The following is a 21,542-nucleotide window of genomic DNA, read 5'->3' on the forward strand; positions in this document are numbered from 1 at the left end:
GGAGGGCGGTCAGCGCGCCTGCGCCAGGGTGCGCACCACGGCGGCGTGGGCCAGGCGGGTGCGGCTGATATGGCGGGGGGCGACCAGCACCACGTCATTTCCGGCCACGGCGCCCAGGATCTCGGGATCGGCGTTGCGATCCAGCAGGCGGGCCACCACGGTCGCGGCACCAGGGGTGGTGTGCACCAGCACCATCTGCTGGTTATGGACCACTCCGCGCACCATGTCGTGGATGGAGCGGGTGCTGCCGGCGGGCTCCAGCTGGTCATCCACTAGCGTGTAGACCTTCTTGCCGTTGGCGTTCTGGGCCTTGGCCACGCCGAGGCGGCGCAGCAGGCGGGAGATGGTGGATTGGCTGATGTCGGCGAAGCCCCGTTCGGCCAGCTCACGGCGGATCTCTTCCTGGGTGCTGTAGCAGTGTTGGCCGATGATCTGGCGACAGGCATCCAGCTGGGCCAGGTCCGATTCTTGTTCAACGGGACGACTGGGGGTCTTGACCACGATGGCTTCCTTTGACTATGACCAATGGCTATCGAACGAAACCTGCCATCAGTGCTTTTAATAGCAAAAAACTCTGACTGTAAGGTGAGAGGCAGGGAATGAACGATGTCTAGCCGTTGCGGGATGGCAAATTATAACCAAAAGGGGAATGAGTGATGTGACAGGGGTCAAAAATGGGCCCCAGAGGGCCCAGCTGAATATCAATAACGTTCGCTGACGATGTCCTGGGTGAAGGACTTCTCGCAGTATTTGCACTTCATGCGTACCACTCCCTTCACCTCGCGCACCCGGAAGTAGCTGTCCACCGGTTCGTTGTGGGAGATGCAGTTGGAGTTGGGGCAGTGGAACACCCCGGCGATGAACTCCGGCAGCTCCAGCTGGTGCTTCTTCACCACGTTGAAGTCTTCGATGATGTTGACGGTCGCCTTGGGGGCGAACAGCGCCAGCTGGTTGGCCTGCTCTGCGGTCAAGCGGGTGTTCTCGATCTTGATCAGATCCTTCTTGCCGAGCGCGCCGGATTTCAGGTTGAAACCGACGGTGATGCGCTCCTGGGTCTCGATCAGCTGGAACAGCTTGAGGATCTTGATGCCCTGGCCGGCGGGGACGTGGTCGATGACGGAGCCGTGACGGATGGCTTCGACTTGCAGTTGGTTCTTCTCGGACATGATGTGTTCCCCTCGGCTCAGACAGTTTCGTTCAGTACCAGTGCCAGCAGTGCCTGGCGCGCGTAGACCCCGTTTTCTGCCTGCTGGAAGTAGTAGGCATGGGGAGTCTTGTCGACCGCCACCTCGATCTCGTCGACGCGGGGCAGGGGATGCAGGATCTTCATGCTGGGCTTGGCCCCTTCCAGGGTCGCCAGCTCCAACACGAACTTGGCGGCCATGTGCTTGTACTCGGTCTCGTCGAAGCGCTCTTTCTGGACCCGGGTCATGTAGAGGATGTCGAGCTCCGGCATCACCTCTTCCATGGTCTCGTGCACGCTGAACTGGATGCCCTTCTCTTCCAGCTCTTCGCACAGGTAGTCCGGCATCGCCAGCGCCTCCGGGGAGATGAAGAAGAAGCGGCAGTTGAACAGGCTCAGGGCCTGGGCCAGGGAGTGGACGGTGCGGCCGTACTTGAGGTCACCGACGAAGGCGACATTGAGGCCGTCCAGCTTGCCCTGGGTCTCGTGGATGGAGAAGAGATCGAGCAGGGTCTGGGTCGGATGCTGGTTGGAGCCATCGCCGCCGTTGATGACCGGCACGCGGGAGAACTCGGAGGCGAGGCGGGCGGCGCCCTCCTTCGGATGGCGCATCACCACGGCATCGGAGTAGGAGCCGATGATCTTGATGGAGTCGGCCAGGGTCTCACCCTTCTTGGCGCTGGTGTTGCCGCCGTCGGCGAAGCCGATGATGTTGCCGCCAAGGCGCTGGACCGCGGTCTCGAACGAGAGGCGGGTGCGGGTGGAGGCTTCGAAGAAACAGCTGGCGACCAGCTTGTCTTTCAACAGGCGGGTGTCGGGTTCGGCCTTCAACCGCTGGGCGGTTGCGACCACCAGTTCCATGTCGGACCGGGTCAGATCCGAGATGGAGATGACGTGTTTGTTATAGAGTGGATTGGCCATCGTCTGCATTCCCTTTGACATCAATGAAGGTTTTTCGGGCACAAAAAAAAGCCCCTGAAACAGGGGCTCTTTTTAAAAATAATTGGGGATCTGTGGGTCGGGAACCGGAAACAACGGGGCCGCTCTGGTGCGCTCCACCCGTCTGCAAGGCTGTTTTCTTGTTCAAAAACTGCATCGTCATGTCCCGACCTTTTTCAAAACCGGACAGATTATAGAGTCGCTTTTCGAATTGTCAAAAATTTATTTCAAAGGCAAGATTTGCCCGTAAAAACGTTTAAGTGTCGTGAACGGGTCGGCAAACCCACAGCTGGTGCCGATCCGACAGCGCCAAGCCATCTTCGGCCATGCTGCGCAGATAACCTAATCTGTGGTGCCCTTCCAGCAGGCAATAGGGTTGTGGCAGTGGCCGCCCGTCCGGGTAGCAGTCGTCCGCGGCGGGGGCGAGCACTATGATGGGCTCGGACCAGGTGCCCCGGCTCAGCATGTCCTCGCCGAGCCAGGAGCGGCGCACGTAGCGATTGTGGCGCAACATCTCGCCCCAGCGCTCGATCACCTCCATGTGGCGGGAGCCGATGCGGGTCACGACCTGCTCCGTGCTCCAGGATTCGCACTCGAAGCGGTGGCGGGCGAGATCGATAAAGCTCCAGTTGGACTCAAAACCGCGCCAATGGCGGTAAATCCACTGGGTCAGTACGTTCTGGGGAATGAAAGGCACCAGCGGGGCGACCCGGTCGAGATAATCGGGCAGAGACTCGGTTTTGCGCTCATCCCTGAAGTTGAGTGGCGCAAGTTGTTGAAGTAGGCGGTAATTGAGCATGAGCATCCTCCTCTTGCCAACATCCACCCTACCCCCATTCGGACGGCTTTCCTACCCGGGCACGGCTGTAAATACAGCGAGTTACCCCGCCAGAATGGGCAAATTGGCGCGAGTTGCTCGCCATTTGTTCGATCGCATCGAAACTGAGAAAAAAAGCCTTTACCTTTGATCCCGGCTTTGTATAATTCGCCTCGTTTGTTGCAGGGGCGTAGTTCCAATTGGTAGAACAGCGGTCTCCAAAACCGATGGTTGCGGGTTCGAGTCCTGCCGCCCCTGCCATTTTTAGAGAGGCCAGCTCATTGAGCTGGCCTTTCGCATTTCTGCCTTTCCGGTTTTCTGCGGCGACCCCGCTCCGCTTCTCCTCCTGACGCCTTGGCTTCCCCTGCCTTTCAAGGGCTTGGCCCAGTTGCCCTTCGCTAGTCGCTATTGCCGCTTTCTGCCCTGTCGTTTCTGGCAGTCGTGCCGTCCGCATCCCTGTGCTACACCACATGAGCTGTGCCACGCGCTGCCTAGGGCGCGCGTGGCGGTTCGTCAGCATGGATGCTCAAGCCGTGGATTCTGGGCGTGGAGACAATGCGAGGAGATGAGTCATGAACAAGGCCGTTGAAACCCGATTGAACAAGTCCCGCCCCGGTGGCTGGGTGCCACAGGATCAGGCCCACATCACACGCTGGATCAAACGGCTCCAGCTGTATGTGGCGCAGCAACCGCGGCCGCTGGTGGCCCCCATCGCCCAGCTGCAGGATCTGGTCAGGTCGGATCCCCTGCTGCACGCCCAGGCCTACGCCATGTTCAGGGAGGCCTGGCGTCACGAGCACTTGACGCCGCTCGGACAGATCGAGCTGAAGAGCTTCGACGACTTCCTGATCCTGCTCAACGGCATCATGACCACGGCGCCCGAGGCCTATCAGGATATCCCGAGCCAGTCCCCCTCCGGGCTCATCGGCTTCCCCATCAACGCCCTGCTCGACTGGCCCATGGCGACCCGCACCGGCTACCTGTTCTTTGCCAACGCCCTGATCAATCAACAATTCAAGAAGATCCTCGGCTACTGGGCGCAGTTTCTGCAAAGCCCGGCCTCGCGCTACGTGCTGACCGAGCCGGTCAGCCGGCTGGACAGGGAGACCCTGATAGTGCCCTGGCTCGGCAAGCTGGCCCAGGGCGAGATGGTGCAGGTGGCCCGTTCCGCCCTGGGGGAGGGTGCCAACCCGACCCCGGACAGCTTCGATGCCATCTTCCAGTGCGATCCGGCGGCCGAATACCATGGCTTCGGCTGCTGGGATGAGTTCTTCACCCGCACCTTCCGCCCCGGCGTGCGGCCGGTGTCGGCGCCGGAGGACGACAATGTCATCGTCAGCGCCTGCGAGTCGGCCCCGCTGCAGGTGAAGAGCGGGGTGAGCCGCAGCGATCGCTTCTGGCTCAAGGGTCAGCCCTATTCCCTCGACAACATGCTCGACTTCGACGACACGGCGCCGCTGTTCGACGGCGGCACCGTCTATCAGGCCTTCCTCAGCGCCTTGAGCTACCACCGCTGGCACAGCCCGGTGAGCGGCACCATCCGCAAGGTGCGGGTGGTCAACGGCACCTACTACCTGGAAAACCAGTACGAGGGTTTCCTCGACGCCGACGGCGCTGATCCCAGTGCCCCCAACAACTCGCAGCCCTTCCTCACCTCGGTGGCGACCCGGGCGCTGATCTTCATCGAGGCAGACAACCCCAAGATCGGCCTGATGTGCGTGGTGCCGGTGGGGATGGCCGAGGTGTCGAGCTGCGACATCACGGTGAAGGCGGGGGACAGGGTGAAGAAGGGGGATCAGCTCGGCATGTTCCACTTCGGCGGCTCGACCCACTGCCTGGTGTTTCGCAAGGGGGTGGAGCTGACGTTCGACTTCCATGGCCAGAGCCCGAGCCTGGAGGCCACCAACCTGCGGCTCAACACCGCCATCGCACGGGTGAAGTGAGGATCATTCATATGGAAACAGGCCGCCTGCGGGCGGCCTGTTTGTTACCCTGCGATCAGGCCAGCGTCTTGGCCAGCAGGTCCAGATAGGCGCCTTCGATCAACTGGGACGGCTCCACACCGAGGCGCGCCATGATGTCATGGGCCTCCTGTATCCCCGCCTCGAGCGGCTCCTCATCCTCCAGCACTACCTCCAGCTCGAGAAAGTGGCCTAGCCCCTCCACCCGATCGAGATGGATCCGGGTCCTGCCGACCAGAAACAGGGTGCGCGTCTTCTGCACCCGGCCGATCTGGCCACAGGCCAGGCTGAGGGTCTCCCGCAGGCTGTCCGGCTCGCTCGTCGGAGTGACCTGATAGAAGCTCTCCTTGGGGCCTTGCCGATCGGCTCGGCGGTAGAAGATGAGCTGGCCGGCGGAGGGCGACAGGGTGCGCAGCTTGAGTCGGCCTGACTCGCAGCGAAAGAAGGTATCATCCTGCGCTATCTCGACGGGATCCTGATCGGCGATGGCGGCCGCCTTGGGGAGGAGGGCGTCGATCCGTGCGATCCTGGCCTTGATCTCGATATTTCGGGGCATGGTATGAGGGTCTCCTTGGGAACTACGGGAGTGCCAACCTATCACAGATAGCGCTTGTCGGCGCAGGTGCCAGCAGGCTGAACCCCAAAACCGCCATAGCGCGGGTGGGCTAGCCTTAGCGCCCGTGCGACCCCGGGCGATCTGCTTCATTGCGCTCCCTTCTCCTCTGGGCCTGGCGGTGCTAGCCGCTTGTTGACCTATCAAAAATTAAGCAATGGCCGTTCATGGTCGGGGACTTCTGGTCGATATAGTCCACACGAGGTGTGCAGGCTTTATTTGACGCCACTTATATCGCTATGAGGACATTCCATGAACCTTTCCCTTCGCGGCAAATTGCTCGCAACCAGCCTGGGCGTGGTGTTGATCACCGTCTGCCTGCTCGGCATGACCGCCTTCTATACCCTGAAGAGCCAGACCCTGAGTGCCATCGACAGCGAGGCGCGCAACTATGCCAGCGCCTACGCGGAGGGGATCGGCAAGTGGATGCAGGACAGGCGCGAGAGCCTGACCGCCCAGGTCGAGGTGATCGCCAACCACCCGGCGTCCGAGCTGGTGCCCCATCTGCAGCAGACCCTGCGCTCCGGCGGCTTCGGGCTGGCCTATTACGGCTCGGCGGAGGGGGTCATGACCCGCAACGATCCCTCCCTCAACAAGGGCAACTATGACCCGCGCGAGCGCCCCTGGTACCAGGATGCCGCCAAGGCGGGCCGGCTCATCATCACCGAGCCCTACGTCAGCGTGACCATGCAGCAGCTGGTGGTGACCCTGGCCGAGCCGGTGCTGCAGCAAGGGCGCCTGATGGGTGTAGTGGGGGCCAACTTGGCGCTGGATCAGCTCATTCAGGATGTGCTGGCGATGCGGGTGCAGGGGGACGGTTACGCCATGCTGCTGGACAAGAGCGGCCTCATCGTCGCCCACCCGAACAAGGAGCTGGCGCTCAAGAAGAGCCAGGATCTGGCCCCCGAGCTGGATGCCGGCCGACTGGTGAGCATGAGTCAGCAGGGTGGCCTGCAGGCGGTGCAGATCGGCGGGCGCGACAGCCAGATGCTGGTGCTGCCCATTCCCAACACCGACTGGCTGCTGGCCATGGTGATGCACGAGGATGTGCTGATGGCGCCGCTGCAGCGGCTGCTCGGCGAGCTGGCGCTCATCAGCGCCGGCCTGATCCTGGTGTTCGGCCTGGTGCTGACCAGTACCTTCAAGTTCCTGTTCCAGGATCTCGGCCGGGTGGCCGGTGCGCTGCACGACATCGCCCACGGCGAGGGGGATCTCACCGTTCACATCGACACCCGCAGCCGGGATGAGGTGGGCCAGCTGGCCCAGAGCTTCAACCAGTTCGTGGCCCGGCTGCACGGCATCGTCAGCCGCCTGCGGGACGTGACCGGCGAGCTGGCGGCCCAGTCCCGGGTCCAGGCGCAGGGTGCTGAGGCCCGCAGCCAGCGGGTGCGCCAGCAGCAGGACGAGATCGTCATGGTGGCGACCGCGGTGACCGAGATGGCCTCCGCCACCCAGGAGATCGCTGGCAACGCCGAATTCGCCGCCACCACCTCGGGGGAGGCGGTCAAGCTGGCCGTCGCCGGTCAGTCCCAGGTCGGTCAGAGCCAGCGCAGCATCACGGGTCTCGCGGACGAGGTGGCCGATGCCAGCCAGACCATCCATGAGCTGGATGCCCATGCCCAGAAGATCAGCGGCATCCTGGCCACCATCAGCGGCATCGCCGAGCAGACCAACCTGCTGGCGCTGAACGCCGCCATCGAGGCGGCCCGTGCCGGCGAGCAGGGGCGCGGCTTCGCGGTGGTGGCGGACGAGGTGCGGGTGCTGTCCAGGCGCACCCACGACTCCACCGACGAGATCCAGCAGATGATCGAGACCCTGCAGCAGACCACCAGGCGCGCCGTCACCGGCATGGAGACCAGCCGTCAGCTGGCGGGCACCAGCGTGGAGGATGCGGAGGCCGCCAACCAGAGCCTGGCCCGGATCAACGAGGCCATTGGCTCCATCAGCGACATGGCGACCCAGATAGCTGCGGCGGCTGAGGAGCAGACCTCGGTCACCGGCGAGATCAGCCGCAACACCGAGAACATCCGCCACGTCTCCCAGGAGCTGGCCGAGCAGGCGCAGGGGGAGGCGACCCAGGCGGTGGAGCTCAAGGCGTTGACCGAGCGATTGGAGCAGGAGATAGGCCGCTTCCGGCTCTGACCCTGTTGCCAGAAAAAAGGGCAGCCCGCGGGCTGCCCTTTTGCATTCCCGTGAGTCTCAGGGGCTCTGTTTGACCCAGATGAGCCGGTCGGTGGCAAAGCCCAGTCCCTTGGCCTTGGCGATCAGTGCATCCACCTTGGCTTTGGGCGGGTTGGGGGAGCGGGAGAGGATCCACAGATAGTCGTGGTTGTAGCTGGTCACCAGGGAGAGCTGGTAGTCGGGGTCCAGATCGATGACGTTGTAGCCGCCGTAGAAGGGGCCGAAGAAGCTCACCTTGAGCCGCGCCTCGTCCGGGTTGCCCACGAAGTAGGCCTTGCCCTCGGCCTCGCGCCAGCGGCCATCACTCTGGAGGCCTCTGTTTAGTACCTTGACGCCACCGTCGTCACGCAGGCTGTAAGTGGCGCTCACCCGCTCCAGCCCCCGCTCGAAGCTGTGGTCGAGGCGTGCTATCTCGTACCAGGTACCGAGGTAGCGGTCGAGCTGGAAGCCGGTGACGGGGCGGATGCCGTCGGCGAGGCCGGTACAGGCCGTCAGCAGCCAAACGGTGAGCAGACAAAGCAGTGAACGCATGGGGGATCCCTCTCTTTTAGCCTTCGATGATGCGCAGCTGGCCGTCCCGGAAGCGGGAGGCCTGATCCGTCGGCGTGCTGCCGAAGAAGCGCTTGTACTCCCGGCTGAACTGGGAGTTGCTCTCGTAGCCGACCCTGGCCGCCGCCGCCCCCGCCTTGATGCCGTCGTGCAGCATCATCATGCGCGCCTTATGCAGGCGAAACGACTTGATGTATTGCAGCGGTGAGGTGGAGGTGACCGCCTTGAAGTGGTGATGGAAGGCGGAGACGCTCATGTTCACCTCCCGCGCCAGCTCCTCCATGGTCAGGGTGTCGGCGTAGCGCTGCTCGATGAGGCGCAGCACGCGGGCGATCTGACCCATGTGGTTGTGGCGGTTGGCGAGCGCCTGCAGCGCCGGCCCGCCCGCCTCATGGAGGGCGTAGAACAGCATCTCCCGCACCGTCTGCGGCCCCAGCACCCTGGCGTGCTGGGGCTTGTCCATCAGCTCGATCAGTCGCTCGGCGGCGCAGAACATCTGCTCGGAGAGCGGTACCGCCAGCACGCCGCTCTGCTGGGGCGGCGGGGCGGGCAGGCTGTCCCCCAGCTCCAGCAGCAGCTCCTGCAGGGTGGCGACGTTGATCTCGATGGAGAAGCCGATGAGCGGCTGCTCGGGGGAGGCGAAGCACTCGCACTCGCACGGCAGCGACAGCGTCATCAGCAGGTAGTGGTTGGGATCGTAGCGAAACACCTGATCCGCCAGATAGCCCACCTTGTGCCCCTGCAGTATCACTATCATCCGCGGCTGGTAGAGCACCGGAGTGCGGCCGTGATACTCGGTGGTGTAGATGAGGTTCACCTGCTCCACCGGGGAGGGAGTGATGCCGGGCGCGGCGACATGGCGGGTCAGCCTGGCGGCGAGTTCGGCGTAGCGATTGGGCATGGCGGCTCCGGTAAAATCTGGTGTTTTGTAGAAATAGGCAAACAATGTGCAGAATGTTGCCTTGATGGTAGGGGTTGTCTGTAGAAAAATGCAATCAACATTTTGCGGCCCCGCCGCTCCGTCAGCATGAAGGTAATGTCGATGCACAATTTCACCCTGCACACCCCGACCAAGGTCCTGTTCGGCAAGGACCAGGTCGCCCAGCTGCGCGAACAGCTCCCCACCGATGCCCGCATCCTGATCACCTATGGTGGTGGCAGCGTGGTGCGCAGCGGCCTGCTGGCGCAGATCCGCGGCGAGCTGGCCGGCATGTCCCTGTTCGAGTTCGGTGGCATCGAGCCCAACCCCACCTATGAGACCCTGATGGGGGCCGTGACCCTGGCCCGCGCTGAGCAGATCGACTTCCTGCTGGCGGTCGGTGGTGGGTCGGTGCTGGATGGCACCAAGTTTATCGCCGCCGCCGCCCACTACGATCCGGCCAGGGATCCCTGGCACATCCTCGAGACCGTCGGTGGCGAGGTGGCCTCCGCCATCCCGCTCGGCGCCGTGCTGACCCTGCCGGCCACCGGCTCCGAGATGAACATGGGGGCCGTCATCACCCGCAAGAGCAGCGGTGACAAGCAGCACTTCTTCTCGCCGTTCGTGATGCCGCGCTTCGCCGTGCTGGATCCGGTGCTCACCTACACCCTGCCCGCCCGTCAGGTGGCGAACGGCGTGGTGGATGCCTTCATCCACACCCTGGAGCAGTACCTCACCTACCCGGTCAACGCCAAGGTGCAGGATCGCTTCGCCGAGGGGCTGCTGCTGACCCTGGTCGAGGAGGGTCCCAAGGCGCTGGTGGAGCCGGAGAATTACGACGTGCGCGCCAACATCATGTGGAGTGCCACCATGGCGCTCAACGGCCTGATCGGGGCCGGCGTGCCCCAGGACTGGGCGACCCACATGCTGGGCCACGAGCTGACCGCCCTGCACGGCCTCGACCATGCCCAGACCCTGGCGGTGGTGCTGCCGGCCCTGCTGCAGGCCAAGCGTGAGCAGAAACACGCCAAGCTGCTGCAATACGCCGAGCGGGTGTGGGACCTGCGCAGCGGCAGCGAGGACGATCGCATCGACGGCGCCATCGCCGCCACCCGCGACTTCTTCGAGCGGATGGGGCTCAAGACCCGGCTGCGGGACTACGGCATGGCCGATGCCGGCATCGACATCCTGCTGGCCAAACTGGCGGAGCACGGCATGACCGCCCTCGGCGAGCACGGCGACATCGATCTGGTGCAGAGTCAGCATATTTATGAGGCGGCCTGGTAAGGGCAGACACCCGCACCGAGGCGATAAGCGAGATTAAATGAGGGGGCCCGAACCTGCCGCATGGCAGGGGAGTGGCCCCCTGCTCGTTACAAAAAGGTTACTTTTTTCCTTTTCGGCTCGCGAGGTGAGCCGGGAATAGATTTCGTAAGAACAAAAAACGCTAAGATAGAGGGCCGGCAAAACATTTTTTTTGACTGGTTGGATCACTTTTTCCAGCGTATTTTGCTGGTATAAGTCGCTAATTTGGTTTGTTTTTTTAAATACCCTCTCGGGATGGGCTGAATTCTGTACCGGCGCCGCCCGGGCTGCGGTTGTAATAAAACTCCAAAATTTGATACTAATCACCTTCGCGCCTGAAAAGTGGGGGCCTGACCATGACAGGAGGTTGAGGTGAAGCCTGCTGATTTTCATAACAAAGGGCCCGTGACCTGTACTTTGGTCATGCCTTGTCGGCTCAGACATGAGAGACTGGGCAATGATTGTTTATTAACCATCAGGGAATAGTCATGCAGATTGGAATACCGAGAGAGAGTCTCGCCGGTGAGACCCGGGTCGCAGCGACCCCGGCCACCGTTGAGCAGCTGAAAAAGCTCGGCTTCGAGGTCGCCATCGAGGCCGGTGCTGGCTCGTTGGCCAGCTTCGATGATGCCGCCTTCGAGGCTGCCGGTGCCAGCGTGGTGCCGAGCGTCTGGCAAGCCGACCTTATTTTCAAGGTCAATGCGCCGACCGATGCCGAGATCACACAGATTAAAGATGGCGCCACCCTGGTGAGCTTCATCTGGCCTGCCCAGAACCCTGAGTTGGTCAAGAAGCTGTCCGAGCGCAACATCAATGTGATGGCGATGGACATGGTGCCGCGGATCTCCCGTGCCCAGTCCCTCGATGCCCTCTCCTCCATGGCCAACATCGGTGGCTATCGCGCCGTGGTCGAAGCCGCCCACCAGTTCGGTCGCTTCTTCACCGGTCAGATCACCGCCGCCGGCAAGGTTCCCCCTGCCAAGGTATTGGTGATCGGTGCCGGCGTGGCCGGTCTGGCCGCCATCGGGACCGCCGGTTCCCTCGGCGCCATAGTGCGTGCCTTCGACACCCGTCTGGAAGTGGCCGAGCAGATCGAGTCCATGGGGGGTGAATTCCTCAAGCTGGACTTCGGCAATGAAGATGGCGCCTCCAGCGATGGTTATGCCAAGGTCATGTCCGATGAGTTCATCAAGGCCGAGATGGAGCTGTTTGCCCAGCAGGCCAAGGAAGTGGACATCATCATCACCACCGCCCTGATCCCGGGCCGTCCCGCTCCCAAGCTGATCACCAAGGAGATGGTCGACAGCATGAAGCCGGGTTCGGTGATCGTGGATCTGGCGGCGGCGACCGGCGGCAACTGTGAATACACCAAGCCGACCGAGCTGTTCGTGACCCCCAACGGCGTCAAGGTGATCGGTTACACCGACCTGCCTGGCCGCCTGCCCGCCCAATCCTCCCAGCTCTACGGTACCAACCTGGTCAACCTGATGAAGCTGATGTGCAAGGAGAAGGACGGCAACGTCGCCATCGACTTCGAGGACGTGGTCCAGCGCAACATGACGGTGATCCAGGCCGGTGAAGTGACCTTCCCGCCGCCCGCCATCGCCGTCTCCGCCGCCCCGCAGAAGCCAGCCGCCAAGGTTGCGCCCAAGCAGGCCGAAGAGAAGAAGCCCTCCAACAAGAAGTTCGTGTTCGGTGCCCTCGGCATCGCCGCCTTCGGTTGGGTGGCTGCGGTAGCACCCGCCGAGTTCCTGTCCCACTTCACCGTCTTCATCCTGTCCTGCGTGGTCGGTTATTACGTGGTGTGGAACGTTTCTCACTCCCTGCACACGCCGCTGATGTCGGTCACCAATGCCATCTCCGGCATTATCGTGGTCGGTGCCCTGCTGCAAATCGGGCAAGGGTCGACTTTGGTCACCGCATTGGCCTTTATCGCCGTGCTGATTGCCAGTATCAACATCTTCGGTGGCTTCACCGTCACTCAGCGCATGCTGAAGATGTTCCGTAAGGATTAAGGGGGTTTAACGTGTCTCAAGGACTGGTAACAGCATCCTATATCGTTGCCGCCGTGCTCTTCATCCTCAGTCTCGCGGGACTGTCGAAGCAAGAAACGGCCAAACATGGCAACCTGTTCGGTATCGCGGGGATGGCCATAGCGCTGCTCGCGACCGTACTCAACCCGGAGACCAGTGGCGTGCACTGGATCATCCTGGCCATGATCATCGGTGGTGCCATCGGTGTGCGTCTGGCGCTCAAGGTCGAGATGACCGAGATGCCCGAGCTGGTGGCCATACTGCACAGCTTCGTGGGCATGGCAGCGGTGCTGGTGGGCTTCAACAGCTTCATCGATCTGCACCCCTCCGCGCCCGCCGAGGTAGTCGTCTCTGTCGGCTCCAATCTGGATGCGACCCTGGCCGCGGCCCGGGCGGCGTTCGAGCAGGCGGCCAGCGTCGCCCAGGTCGAGCACCTGTCCGGCGCCATGCTGAACATCCATCTGGTGGAAATCTTCCTCGGCGTCTTCATCGGTGCCGTGACCTTCACCGGCTCCATAGTGGCGTTCGGCAAACTGCGTGGCCTGATCTCTTCCAAGCCGCTGCAACTGCCCCATCGCCACAAGCTGAACCTGCTGGCCGTGGTGGTCTCCCTGGCGCTGATGATCCACTTCGTCAACGCCGGTGGCTCCACCTTCGCGCTGCTGCTGATGACCCTGATCGCCTTCGCCTTCGGCTGGCATCTGGTAGCCAGCATAGGTGGCGCCGACATGCCGGTCGTGGTCTCCATGCTGAACTCCTACTCCGGTTGGGCGGCGGCGGCGGCGGGCTTCATGCTCTCCAACGACCTGCTGATCGTGGTGGGTGCGCTGGTGGGTTCCTCCGGTGCGATCCTCTCCTACATCATGTGCAAGGCGATGAACCGCTCCTTCATCTCGGTGATCGCCGGTGGCTTCGGCTCCGACGGTGTCGCATCGACCGCCGATCAGGAGATGGGCGAGTACCGCGAGACCAACGCCGAAGACGTGGCCGACATGCTGAAGAACGCCAGCTCCGTCATCATCACCCCGGGCTACGGCATGGCGGTGGCGCAGGCCCAGTACCCGGTTGCCGAGATCACCCACAAGCTGCGTGAGCGCGGCGTCAAGGTGCGCTTCGGTATCCACCCGGTGGCCGGTCGTCTGCCTGGCCACATGAACGTGTTGCTGGCGGAAGCGAAAGTCCCGTATGACATAGTTCTGGAAATGGACGAGATCAACGACGACTTCAACGACACCGACGTGGTGCTGGTGATAGGTGCCAACGACACCGTCAACCCGGCCGCGATGGAAGATCCGGGCAGCCCGATCGCCGGCATGCCGGTGCTGGAAGTGTGGAAGGCGCAGAACGTCATCGGCTTCAAGCGCTCCATGAACACCGGTTACGCCGGGGTACAGAACCCGCTGTTCTTCAAGGAGAACACCCAGATGCTGTTTGGCGATGCCAAGGCCAGCGTCGAGGCCATCCTGAAGGCGCTGTAAGCCTTGACCGGATGAGACAAGAGGAGGCTTCGGCCTCCTTTTTTATTGCCCTTTTTTCACGCCCCGCGGCCAAGCCATTGATGGCAAAGGTACTGTCGGGTAGCGAGGCGGTGGGGGCAGGGACCCAGGCGGGCGGCGGGTCGTGATCGGGATCGCAATCCGGTGACGTTGCCCCTGCTGGAAGGCATAATGGCGGCGAAAAGCGAGCTGGCTCAATTTTATTTGAGTCCGGCGTCACTAAGATCAAATAAATTTACAGAGGGGAGGGCCTGCCAGGCTGGCGCCCTCCTCCCGTTCACCATCAGGGTGGATCCGATCCGATAATGCAGTATGTGCCCAGCGGCATAGCGAACCAGAGAAACCACAGATGAAAGCACAATGGACCGATTTCATAACCCTGCTCAAGCGTGAAGTGGTGCCGGCCCTTGGCTGCACCGAGCCCATGTCGGTGGCGCTGGCGGCGGCCAACTGCCGCAAGCTGCTGGGCCAGGTACCGACCCGCATCAGCATCTGGGTCAGTGGCAACCTGTTCAAGAACGGCATGGGGGTCGGCGTGCCCGGCACCGGCATGATAGGCCTGCCGGTCGCCGCCGCGGTCGGCATCACCGGGGGCAACCCGGACGCCGGACTGGAGGTGCTCAAGGGCCTCACCCCGGCCCAGGTGGAGGCCGCCAAGGCGCTGCTGCCCGTCATCCAGGTGGATGTGAAGGACGTGCCGGACGTGCTCTACGCCGAGGTGCTGGCCGAGGCCGACGGTCACAGCGCCCGGGTGGTGATCTGCACCGATCACACCCGCATCGTGCTGCTGGAGAAGGATGGCGAGGTGCTGATGGAGCAGGCCAGCGCCCCCGGCGTGCAGATCCAGCCCGCCAAGTCCGACAAGCCCGGCATGACCTTGCGCGAGATAGTGGCGTTCGCCCTGGAGGTGCCGCTGGCCGAGATCGCGTTCATCCGCGAGGCGGCCAGCATGAACCAGGCGCTGGCGGACGAGGGGCTGCAGGGCTATGGCCTGAGCATCGGCAAGATCCTGACCGAACAGGTGGAGCGCAAGCTGCTGTCCGACGATCTGATGACGCTGGCCATGCGCCTGTCGTCGGCCGCGTCGGATGCGCGCATGGACGGTGCCATGCTGCCCGCCATGTCCAACTCGGGCTCGGGCAATCAGGGCATCGCCGCCACCATGCCGGTGGTGGCCGCCGCCCGCTTCCTCAAGGCCGACGAGGAGCAGCTGACCCGGGCGCTGGTGATGAGCCATCTGGTCGCCATCTACATCAAGATGTACCAGAACAAGCTGTCGGCCCTGTGCGCCGCCAGCACCGCCGCCATGGGCTCGGGGGCCGCCATCACCTGGCTGCTGGGGGGTCAGTTCGAGCAGATCAGTCACTGCATCAACAACATGATCGGCGATGTTTCCGGTATCATCTGCGACGGTGCGGGCAGCGCCTGCTCCATGAAGGTGTCGACCTCCACCTCGGCGGCGGTCAAGTCGTCGCTGATGGCGATCAACAACCTGCACGTGCCCCAGAGCGAGGGCATAGTCTCCGATGACGTGGATCAGACCATCGCCAATCTGGGGCGCCTCTCCAAGCGGGGGATGCTGGATACCGACATCGAGATCATCAACATCATGCGGGCCAAACAGCAGGGCAAGGGGAACTGATGACGAGGGTGGCGCAGGCCACCCTCGGTGTTTGCATGCATTGACGTCACCCCGGCATACCGGGGGACGGACCGCCACGATGCGGTCAGTTTCAGGGCGAGGCGCACGAGGCGCCCGTCCGTCAATCTCGGGCCTCGCCCGTTTATTTTTTGGGGAATATCATGACACTTAGCGTTATCGGTAATCTGGCCATCCTGGTCATGTTGTTGCTGTTTCTCTACCGCTTGCAGCAGACCCATGTCAGCTTCACCCGCCGGGTCTTCTCGGGGCTGGGACTGGGCATCTTGTTTGGCGGGGCGCTGCAACTGCTGCACGGGGTCGGCTCCGAGGTACTGGTGCAGACCAATGACTATCTGGACATCGTCGGCAGCGGCTACGTGAAGCTGCTGCAGATGATCATAGTGCCGCTCATCATGGTCTCCATCATAGGCGCCATCCTCAAGCTGAGCGGCGGCAGCTCGCTCGGCAAGATCAGCGCCCTGACCATAGGGGTGCTGATCTTCACCACCATGATCGCCGCCGGGGCGGGCATTCTGATGTCCAACCTGTTCGGCCTGACCGCCGAGGGACTGGTCGCCGGCGCCGCCGAGACCGCCCGTGGCGCGGCCTTGCAGACCAGCCTCGGCAGTGTCGAGAGCATGTCCTTCGCCAAGATGGTGCTGGAGTTCATCCCGGCCAACCCCTTCCTCGACATGACGGGGGCGCGCAAGACCTCCACCATAGCCGTGGTGATCTTCTCCATCTTCATCGGCCTGTCCGCCACCGGCATCGCCCGCAAGAAACCCGAGATCTTCGCGAGCTTCGAACGCTTCATGCTGGTGGCCCACGCCATAGTGATGCGGATGGTGACCCTGGTGCTGCGCCTCACCCCCTATGGCGTGCTGGCGCTGATGGCCAAGGTGGTCTCCGGCTCCAACTACGCCGACATCATCAACCTGCTGAACTTCGTGCTGGCCTCCTACGGTGCCATCGCCATCATGTTTGGCGTGCACCTGCTGCTGGTGAGCCTGGTGGGCATCAACCCGGCCCGCTTCCTGAAGAAGATCATGCCGGTGCTGGCGTTCGCCTTCACCTCGCGCACCAGCGCGGGCTCGATTCCGATGAACGTGCAGACCCAGACCAAGGCACTCGGCGTGCCTGAAGGGATCGCCAACTTCGCCGCCTCCTTCGGCGCCACCATAGGCCAGAACGGCTGCGCCGGCATCTACCCGGCCATGCTGGCGGTGATGATAGCCCCGACCGTCGGCGTCAACCCGATGGATCCCGGCTTCATCATGACGCTGATCGCCATCATCACCGTCAGCTCGTTCGGGGTGGCCGGGGTCGGTGGCGGCGCCACCTTCGCGGCGCTGATCGTGCTGTCGGCACTGGACTTCCCGGTGGCGCTGGCGGGCCTGCTCATCTCCATCGAGCCGCTCATCGACATGGGCCGCACCGCCCTCAACGTCTCCGGCTCCATCACCGCAGGCACCATCACCGGTCGCCTGATGGGGCAGACCGACATGGCGGTCTTCAACAGCGATGCCGAGGTCAGTCTGGACGGCGAAGAGTCCGCGGTCTGACCCATCCACGGGACCTGTTCCCAGGTAGTTGATCAATCAGGGGAGGCGATGCCTCCCCTGTCGTAACAGGAGTCAAGCAATGCGTATTGTGATCATAGGTGGCGAAGCCGCCGGCATGAGTGCGGCCGCCAAGGCTCGCCGTCTGGCCAAGGATGCCGAGATTGTGGTGTATGAGGCCTCCGAGGTGATCTCCTTCGGGGCCTGCGGGCTGCCCTACTTCGTCGGCGACGACTTCCAGGAGCCCGGCTACATGGCCGAGTTCACCCCGGCGCAGTTTGCCGCCAAGGGGATCGAGGTCAAGACCGGCCACCGGGTAGTGGCGCTGGATGCCAAGAACCAGACCCTGAGGGTGGAGCACAACGGCGACAGCTTCAGCGACCATTACGATCGCCTGATGATCGCCACCGGCGCCCGCGAGCAGATGCCGCCGATCCCCGGCCTGCAGCAGGAGGGGGTGTTCGGCCTGCGCCGCCTGGCCGATGGCCTGGCGTTGAAGGCTGCGGTGCAGGATGGCAGCAAGCAGAAAGCCGTCGTCATCGGCTCCGGCTTCATCGGGCTGGAGGTGGTGGAGGCGCTGGTGCATCAGGGCAAGGAGGTGCGCCTCATTGAGCTGGCGGAGCGGGTCATCCCCGATGCCTTCGATTCAGAGATCACCCAGCACATCGAGACCGAACTGCGCGAGCAGGGCGTCTCTCTGCACCTGGGCGAGCGAGTGGAGGCGCTGCTGGGGGAGGGCAGGGTCAGTGGCGTGCGCACCGACCAGGGCTGCTACGAGGCCGATATAGTGGTGGTCTGTACCGGGGTCAGGCCCAACACCGAGTTCCTAGCCGATACCGGCATCAAACGACTGGCCAACGGCGCCATCGAGGTGGACCGGCAGGGCCGCAGCTCGTTGCCGAACGTCTGGTCGGCGGGGGACTGTGCCAGCGTCTGGCACAGCGTGAAGCAGCAACAGGTCTATGTGCCGCTCGCCACCATCGCCAACAAGCTGGGGCGCATGGTGGGTGAGAACCTGGCCGGTGCCGAACAGGAATTCCCAGGCACGTTAGGCTCTGCGGCGCTCAAGGTGCTAGGGCTGGAGGCGGGCCGCACCGGCCTGTCCGAGCGGGAGGCGCAGGCGCTGGGCATCGACTATCGTACCGTGCTGATCAAGGACAAGTGCCACACCAACTACTGCCCGGGTCAGTCCGACATCCACGTCAAGCTGGTGTATGAGGCGGGCAGCAAGCGCCTGCTGGGGGGCCAGATCCTGGGGCGCAAGGGGGCCGTGCACCGCATCGATGCGCTGGCGGTGGCCATCACCATGGGGGTCACCACCGAGCAGCTCGGCATGCTGGACTTCGCCTACGCGCCGCCCTTCTCCCGCACCTGGGATGTGCTCAACGTGGCGGGCAATGTGGCAAAGTAGGGCTGGTATCCGGGCGCGGCACTGGTCGCGCCCATAAAAAAACCGATGCCAGGGCATCGGTTTTTTGTTCCGGTCTCACTCAGCCACGGCCGAGGCGATTGTCCGGGTAGTTCTTGGCCAGCACCTCGCGGGCGTGCTGGGCCAGGGTCGGCATCTTCAGGGTATCGTAGGCGTTGACCATGATCTCCAGTGCCTTCTCGGTCTCGACGGTGTCGGGATAGGTCTCGACTACCATCTTGGCGCGGTTGGCGGCGGCGATCAGCGCATCACGTTTCACATAATACTCGGCCACCCCCAGATCGTAGCGGGCGAGACGGGTCTTCAGACCTATCATGCGGGCACGGGCATCGGCGGCAAAGCTGCTGTTGGGGTAGTTCTGCAGCAGCGTCTTGAAGTCCTGGAAGGCCTGACGGGCGTAGGAGGGGTCCTTGTCGTCCCGATCTATCCCCAGGAAGTCCTGGAAGAAGTTGTAATCCGCCGCCATGTTGGTCAGGCCACGCATGTAGAACACATAATCTATGTTCTTGTGGGCAGGATTGAGGCGGATGAACCGGTCGATATTGGCGATGGCCTGGGCGGTATCATCCTGTTTGTAGTAGGCGTAGATCAGGTCAAGCTGAACCTGGCTGGAGTAGGCACCGAAGGGGTAACGCGAGTCCAATGCTTCCAGTAACTCGATAGCGTTCAGGTAGTTACCTGTATCCAGCTTGAGGCGTGCCTGTTGGTACAGGACTTCCGGCGGTTCGTCGGGAACCTTGGGTTTGGTGCTGGAACAGCCAGTGATCAGGGTAGCGATCAAGGCGAGCGACATCAGCAGGTGAGACTTCTTTCCCATCAACAACATCCGGTCCATTTCCACGAAATTGGCAAAGTATCCGTTATGCTTGGCTAAAAGAAAAGCTAGAATACCCGGATTATTTCGAATTGATACCCCCGCTCAAGAGACCATACATGAGCCAGCATATTGAACTGACAGGCGAATTTCAGGATCACCAATTCGGGCAGCGACTCGACCAGGCCCTGGCTGAATTGTTTCCAGACTACTCCAGAACCCGCATCAAGGAGTGGATTTTACAGGACAGAGTGACCCTGGACGGTCAGGTTGCCAACACCCCGCGCGAGAAAGTGCTGGCAGGGCAACAGGTACATGTAGATGTCGAGTTGGAAGATGACACCCGTTGGGATGCTCAGGATATCGAACTCAACATCATCTATGAAGATGAACACATTCTGGTGATCGACAAGCCGGCCGGCCTGGTGGTTCACCCGGGCGCCGGCACACCGGATGGCACCATTCTCAACGCCCTGCTGCACCGCTACCCCGGCATTGCCGAGGTGCCCCGTGCCGGCATAGTGCACCGTCTGGATAAGGACACCACCGGTCTGATGGTGGTCGCCAAGACGGTACCGGCCCAGACCCATCTGGTGGAGGCGCTGCAGGCGCGCCAGATCACCCGTGAGTATGAAGCCATCGCCATCGGTCACATGACCGCAGGCGGCACAGTGGACGCCCCCATCGGCCGTCACCCGACCCAGCGTACCCACATGGCTGTGGTGCCCAATGGCCGTCCTTCCGTGACCCACTTCCGGGTACATGAGAAGTTCCGTGGCCACACCCGACTGCGTCTGCGGCTGGAGACGGGGCGTACCCACCAGATCCGCGTGCACATGGCTCATATCAAGCACCCACTGGTGGGTGATCCCGCCTACGGTGGCCGTATGCGCCTGCTGCGCAACGCGACCCCGGAGCTGACTCAGGCGCTGCGCGGCTTCCACCGCCAGGCGCTGCATGCCACCATGCTGAAGCTGGCGCACCCCATCACCGGCGAAGTCATGGAGTGGCACTCTGCCACCCCGCAAGACATGCTGGATCTGATGGAAGTGCTGCGTGCAGACACCCTGGCCAACCCGGACGATCTGGTCTGGGGTTGATCGGTCGAGGCCTGCGTCGGCTTCTGCCGTAACCAGGCCCGGATAGCAGGCCAAACGGGGCTCCTTAGCTGATGACAGATAAGGAGCCCCTTTTTTATTTGTTGAAAATGAAGGAGATAAGATGAAGTGGATCGTACCTGACTGGCCGGCCCCGGCCTCAGTGCGGGCGCTGTCGACCACCCGGGATGGCGGTGTCAGCGAGGGGGTCTTTCGCGGCCTGAACCTGGGGGCCCATGTGGGCGACGAGGCGGCCAGAGTCGAGGCTAACCGCGCCGCCTTGCAGCAGGCGGCCGGGATCCCGGGTCGGCTAAACTGGCTCGATCAGGTACACGGCACCCTAGTCCACCCGGTCAGCAACGCGCTCGGCGCCACGCCGCAGGCCGATGCGGCCTGCGCCCACGAGGCCGGCCTGGCCTGCATAGTGATGACCGCCGACTGCCTGCCGGTGCTGTTCTGCGACCGGGCCGGCACCCGGGTGGCCGCAGCTCACGCCGGCTGGCGCGGGCTGCAGGGTGGCGTGCTGGAGGCCAGCATCGCCGCCATGGGCTGCGAGCCGGCTGATCTGCTCGCCTGGCTTGGGCCGGCCATAGGCCCCCGGGCGTTCGAGGTGGGGGGCGAGGTGCGCGACGCCTTCCTGGCCGAGCAGGCCGCCGCCTTCGCGCCCTCTGTCAACGAGGGCAAGTGGCTGGCGGACATCTACCTGCTGGCCCGGCTGCGGCTGGCCCGTGCCGGGGTGAGCGCCGTCTATGGCGGCGAGCACTGCACCTTCAGCGACAGCGAGCGCTTCTACTCCTATCGCCGCGACGGCCAGACCGGCCGCATGGCCTCGCTCATCTGGCTGGCGGACTGAATCGGGGCGTCCTCGATGCCTGTTTCTGCCGTGAAGGCCGGATCGATCTGATGGCCGCCCTTGCCTGGCCGGGGCGGCTCCCTCCGATCCCCATGTTGAGGGAAAAATAAACAGCCCTTCCCCTTGAAATCGCGGCCCTTGACCTCATCTTC

General features: G+C 63.0%; 18 protein-coding genes and 1 tRNA gene. 11 read left to right on the forward strand and 8 right to left on the reverse strand.

Translation table 11 applies throughout. The annotated features are described in order from the left end of the window. Positions 1-9: 9 nt before the first annotated feature. From KW825_RS15035 to KW825_RS15050, 4 genes are all read right to left on the reverse strand, one after another. The gene (locus KW825_RS15035) at positions 10-501 is read right to left on the reverse strand and encodes an arginine repressor (RefSeq protein WP_042042602.1); all 492 of its coding nucleotides are present in this window, start codon (positions 499-501) and stop codon (positions 10-12) included. A gap of 200 nt (positions 502-701) precedes the next feature. Then, positions 702-1,166, reverse strand: coding sequence for an aspartate carbamoyltransferase regulatory subunit (gene pyrI / locus KW825_RS15040; protein ID WP_218292031.1), 465 nt, complete (start codon positions 1,164-1,166; stop codon positions 702-704). A 17-nt stretch (positions 1,167-1,183) separates the two neighbouring features. Beyond that, positions 1,184-2,104 (reverse strand): aspartate carbamoyltransferase, encoded by a 921-nt coding sequence (gene pyrB / locus KW825_RS15045; RefSeq protein WP_042654472.1) that lies wholly within the window; start codon positions 2,102-2,104, stop codon positions 1,184-1,186. A gap of 274 nt (positions 2,105-2,378) precedes the next feature. Next, positions 2,379-2,921 carry a hypothetical protein gene (locus tag KW825_RS15050; RefSeq protein WP_218329662.1) on the reverse strand — a complete coding sequence of 181 codons (543 nt, stop codon included), beginning with the start codon at positions 2,919-2,921 and terminating at the stop codon, positions 2,379-2,381. A 202-nt stretch (positions 2,922-3,123) separates the two neighbouring features. Between KW825_RS15050 and KW825_RS15055 the strand changes: the two genes are divergently transcribed. After that, a tRNA-Trp gene (locus KW825_RS15055) sits at positions 3,124-3,200 on the forward strand. Positions 3,201-3,511: 311 nt separating this feature from the next. Continuing rightward, the gene (locus KW825_RS15060) at positions 3,512-4,882 is read left to right on the forward strand and encodes a phosphatidylserine decarboxylase family protein (RefSeq protein WP_218329663.1); all 1,371 of its coding nucleotides are present in this window, start codon (positions 3,512-3,514) and stop codon (positions 4,880-4,882) included. Between the two features lie 55 nt (positions 4,883-4,937). Here KW825_RS15060 and KW825_RS15065 read toward each other — a convergent pair whose 3' ends face one another. After that, the gene (locus KW825_RS15065) at positions 4,938-5,456 is read right to left on the reverse strand and encodes a class IV adenylate cyclase (RefSeq protein WP_218329664.1); all 519 of its coding nucleotides are present in this window, start codon (positions 5,454-5,456) and stop codon (positions 4,938-4,940) included. Positions 5,457-5,765: 309 nt separating this feature from the next. Between KW825_RS15065 and KW825_RS15070 the strand changes: the two genes are divergently transcribed. Continuing rightward, positions 5,766-7,655 carry a methyl-accepting chemotaxis protein gene (locus tag KW825_RS15070; RefSeq protein ID WP_218329665.1) on the forward strand — a complete coding sequence of 630 codons (1,890 nt, stop codon included), beginning with the start codon at positions 5,766-5,768 and terminating at the stop codon, positions 7,653-7,655. 57 nt (positions 7,656-7,712) lie between these two features. Here the strand turns inward: KW825_RS15070 and KW825_RS15075 are convergent, their stop codons facing one another. After that, positions 7,713-8,225: a lipocalin family protein gene (locus KW825_RS15075; RefSeq protein ID WP_218292027.1), complete on the reverse strand. Its 513-nt coding sequence runs from the start codon at positions 8,223-8,225 to the stop codon at positions 7,713-7,715. A gap of 16 nt (positions 8,226-8,241) precedes the next feature. Next, positions 8,242-9,144, reverse strand: coding sequence for an AraC family transcriptional regulator (locus KW825_RS15080; protein WP_042654364.1), 903 nt, complete (start codon positions 9,142-9,144; stop codon positions 8,242-8,244). Positions 9,145-9,285: 141 nt separating this feature from the next. On the opposite strand from KW825_RS15080, the gene yqhD reads away from it, so the two are divergent. From yqhD to KW825_RS15110, 6 genes are all read left to right on the forward strand, one after another. Further along, positions 9,286-10,449 (forward strand): alcohol dehydrogenase, encoded by a 1,164-nt coding sequence (gene yqhD, locus KW825_RS15085; RefSeq protein ID WP_218329666.1) that lies wholly within the window; start codon positions 9,286-9,288, stop codon positions 10,447-10,449. A 506-nt stretch (positions 10,450-10,955) separates the two neighbouring features. After that, the gene (locus tag KW825_RS15090) at positions 10,956-12,482 is read left to right on the forward strand and encodes a Re/Si-specific NAD(P)(+) transhydrogenase subunit alpha (RefSeq protein ID WP_218329667.1); all 1,527 of its coding nucleotides are present in this window, start codon (positions 10,956-10,958) and stop codon (positions 12,480-12,482) included. A gap of 11 nt (positions 12,483-12,493) precedes the next feature. Then, positions 12,494-13,978, forward strand: a complete 1,485-nt coding sequence (pntB, locus tag KW825_RS15095; RefSeq protein WP_042654361.1) for a Re/Si-specific NAD(P)(+) transhydrogenase subunit beta — start codon at positions 12,494-12,496, stop codon at positions 13,976-13,978. A 367-nt stretch (positions 13,979-14,345) separates the two neighbouring features. Then, on the forward strand, positions 14,346-15,638 hold the full coding sequence (locus tag KW825_RS15100; protein ID WP_218292022.1) for a serine dehydratase subunit alpha family protein: 1,293 nt from the start codon (positions 14,346-14,348) through the stop codon (positions 15,636-15,638). A gap of 161 nt (positions 15,639-15,799) precedes the next feature. Then, positions 15,800-17,200 (forward strand): L-cystine transporter, encoded by a 1,401-nt coding sequence (locus tag KW825_RS15105; RefSeq protein WP_042654359.1) that lies wholly within the window; start codon positions 15,800-15,802, stop codon positions 17,198-17,200. A gap of 79 nt (positions 17,201-17,279) precedes the next feature. Continuing rightward, positions 17,280-18,608 (forward strand): CoA-disulfide reductase, encoded by a 1,329-nt coding sequence (locus KW825_RS15110; RefSeq protein ID WP_218329668.1) that lies wholly within the window; start codon positions 17,280-17,282, stop codon positions 18,606-18,608. Positions 18,609-18,687: 79 nt separating this feature from the next. Here KW825_RS15110 and KW825_RS15115 read toward each other — a convergent pair whose 3' ends face one another. Next, positions 18,688-19,443, reverse strand: a complete 756-nt coding sequence (locus tag KW825_RS15115; protein ID WP_042654471.1) for an outer membrane protein assembly factor BamD — start codon at positions 19,441-19,443, stop codon at positions 18,688-18,690. 116 nt (positions 19,444-19,559) lie between these two features. Here KW825_RS15115 and rluD point away from each other — a divergent pair, with 116 nt between their 5' ends. Together rluD and pgeF are read left to right on the forward strand one after the other, a co-directional pair. Further along, on the forward strand, positions 19,560-20,540 hold the full coding sequence (gene rluD, locus KW825_RS15120; protein ID WP_042654357.1) for a 23S rRNA pseudouridine(1911/1915/1917) synthase RluD: 981 nt from the start codon (positions 19,560-19,562) through the stop codon (positions 20,538-20,540). 121 nt (positions 20,541-20,661) lie between these two features. After that, positions 20,662-21,390 carry a peptidoglycan editing factor PgeF gene (pgeF, locus tag KW825_RS15125; protein ID WP_218329669.1) on the forward strand — a complete coding sequence of 243 codons (729 nt, stop codon included), beginning with the start codon at positions 20,662-20,664 and terminating at the stop codon, positions 21,388-21,390. Positions 21,391-21,542: the final 152 nt, after the last annotated feature.

The organism is Aeromonas sp. sif2433 (genome assembly GCF_019218705.1).
GTDB lineage: Bacteria > Pseudomonadota > Gammaproteobacteria > Enterobacterales > Aeromonadaceae > Aeromonas > Aeromonas encheleia.

Coding starts and splice junctions, on each gene's coding strand:
- pgeF (WP_218329669.1), top strand. CDS start 20,662: ATGAAGTGGATCGTACCTGACTGGCCGGCCCCGGCCTCAGTGCGGGCG.
- yqhD (WP_218329666.1), top strand. CDS start 9,286: ATGCACAATTTCACCCTGCACACCCCGACCAAGGTCCTGTTCGGCAAG.
- KW825_RS15100 (WP_218292022.1), top strand. CDS start 14,346: ATGAAAGCACAATGGACCGATTTCATAACCCTGCTCAAGCGTGAAGTG.
- KW825_RS15115 (WP_042654471.1), bottom strand. CDS start 19,443: ATGGGAAAGAAGTCTCACCTGCTGATGTCGCTCGCCTTGATCGCTACC.
- KW825_RS15110 (WP_218329668.1), top strand. CDS start 17,280: ATGCGTATTGTGATCATAGGTGGCGAAGCCGCCGGCATGAGTGCGGCC.
- KW825_RS15070 (WP_218329665.1), top strand. CDS start 5,766: ATGAACCTTTCCCTTCGCGGCAAATTGCTCGCAACCAGCCTGGGCGTG.
- KW825_RS15090 (WP_218329667.1), top strand. CDS start 10,956: ATGCAGATTGGAATACCGAGAGAGAGTCTCGCCGGTGAGACCCGGGTC.
- KW825_RS15075 (WP_218292027.1), bottom strand. CDS start 8,225: ATGCGTTCACTGCTTTGTCTGCTCACCGTTTGGCTGCTGACGGCCTGT.
- pyrI (WP_218292031.1), bottom strand. CDS start 1,166: ATGTCCGAGAAGAACCAACTGCAAGTCGAAGCCATCCGTCACGGCTCC.
- KW825_RS15080 (WP_042654364.1), bottom strand. CDS start 9,144: ATGCCCAATCGCTACGCCGAACTCGCCGCCAGGCTGACCCGCCATGTC.
- KW825_RS15050 (WP_218329662.1), bottom strand. CDS start 2,921: ATGCTCAATTACCGCCTACTTCAACAACTTGCGCCACTCAACTTCAGG.
- rluD (WP_042654357.1), top strand. CDS start 19,560: ATGAGCCAGCATATTGAACTGACAGGCGAATTTCAGGATCACCAATTC.
- KW825_RS15105 (WP_042654359.1), top strand. CDS start 15,800: ATGACACTTAGCGTTATCGGTAATCTGGCCATCCTGGTCATGTTGTTG.
- KW825_RS15065 (WP_218329664.1), bottom strand. CDS start 5,456: ATGCCCCGAAATATCGAGATCAAGGCCAGGATCGCACGGATCGACGCC.
- KW825_RS15060 (WP_218329663.1), top strand. CDS start 3,512: ATGAACAAGGCCGTTGAAACCCGATTGAACAAGTCCCGCCCCGGTGGC.
- pyrB (WP_042654472.1), bottom strand. CDS start 2,104: ATGGCCAATCCACTCTATAACAAACACGTCATCTCCATCTCGGATCTG.